The organism is Micromonospora sp. ALFpr18c (genome assembly GCF_008868155.1).
In the GTDB taxonomy this organism is placed as follows: Bacteria; Actinomycetota; Actinomycetes; order Mycobacteriales; family Micromonosporaceae; genus Micromonospora.
Map to the genome: position 1 here is coordinate 1 of NZ_WBKR01000428.1, position 948 is coordinate 948.

Annotated in this window: 1 protein-coding gene; it reads right to left on the bottom strand. The window is 73.1% G+C overall.

What is annotated here, in order from left to right; translation table 11 throughout:
• Nucleotides 1-31: 31 nt before the first annotated feature.
• Nucleotides 32-931 carry a TIGR01777 family oxidoreductase gene (locus F8271_RS31530; RefSeq protein ID WP_151493412.1) on the bottom strand — a complete coding sequence of 300 codons (900 nt, stop codon included), beginning with the start codon at nucleotides 929-931 and terminating at the stop codon, nucleotides 32-34.
• Between the last annotated feature and the right edge of the window lie 17 nt (nucleotides 932-948).

The following is a 948-nucleotide window of genomic DNA, read 5'->3' on the forward strand; positions in this document are numbered from 1 at the left end:
TGACGCAAACCTCTTGATCACCACATGGTGGTCAGGCGGTTAGGGCCGCGTGGAGGGCTTTCGGGAGGGTGGGGTGGTGGAACGGGTAGCTGGCCTGGGTCAGGACGCCGGGGAGGACTCTGGTGCTGGTGAGGGCCTCGTGGGCGAAGCCGCCGAGGGCCACCTTGAGCGCCAGGGCGGGGATCGGGATGATCGCCGGGCGGTGCAGCTGCCGGGCCAGTTCCTTGGTGAACTCGGCGTTGGTCACCGGGTGCGGCCCCACCACGTTGACCGGGCCGGCGATGTCGTCCCGGGCCAGCAGGAAGAGGGTCGCGTCCAGCCAGTCCGCCATCGAGATCCAGGGCAGCCACTGCCGGCCGCTGCCCAACCGGCCGGCGATGCCCAGCTTGAACGGCAGCAGCTGCGGCTTGAGCAGCCCGCCGTCACGATGCAGCGGCAGGCCGGTGCGCAGCCGCACCACGCGTACCCCGGCGTCCTCGGCTGGCCGGGTCGCGGCCTCCCAGACCCGGCAGACGTCGGCCAGGAAGCCCTCCCCGGCGGGCGCGTCCTCCTCGACCACCCGGTCGCCGGTGTTGCCGTACCAGCCGACCGCCGACGAGTTGAGCAACGCCCGAGGTCGGTCGGCGGCCGGCAGCCCGGCGATGGTGGCCGCGAGGGTGCTGCTGCTGTCCACCCGGCTGGAGCGGATCAGCCGCCGGTAGTCGTCGTCCCAGCGCTTGTCACCGACACCCGCGCCGGCCAGGTTGACCACCGCGTCCGACCCGGCGACCGCGGCCGGGTCGAGCTGACCGGCGGCCGGGTCCCACTGCTGCTCCTGCGGGCCGTTCGGCGCCCGACGGACGAGCCGGGTGACCTGGTGCCCGTCGGCGGCGAGCCGGTCACTCAACCGGGTGCCGAGAAAGCCGGACGCGCCGGCCAGAAGGATCCGCATACCCCCATCTTCGTCCA

Coding starts and splice junctions, on each gene's coding strand:
- F8271_RS31530 (WP_151493412.1), bottom strand. CDS start 931: ATGCGGATCCTTCTGGCCGGCGCGTCCGGCTTTCTCGGCACCCGGTTG.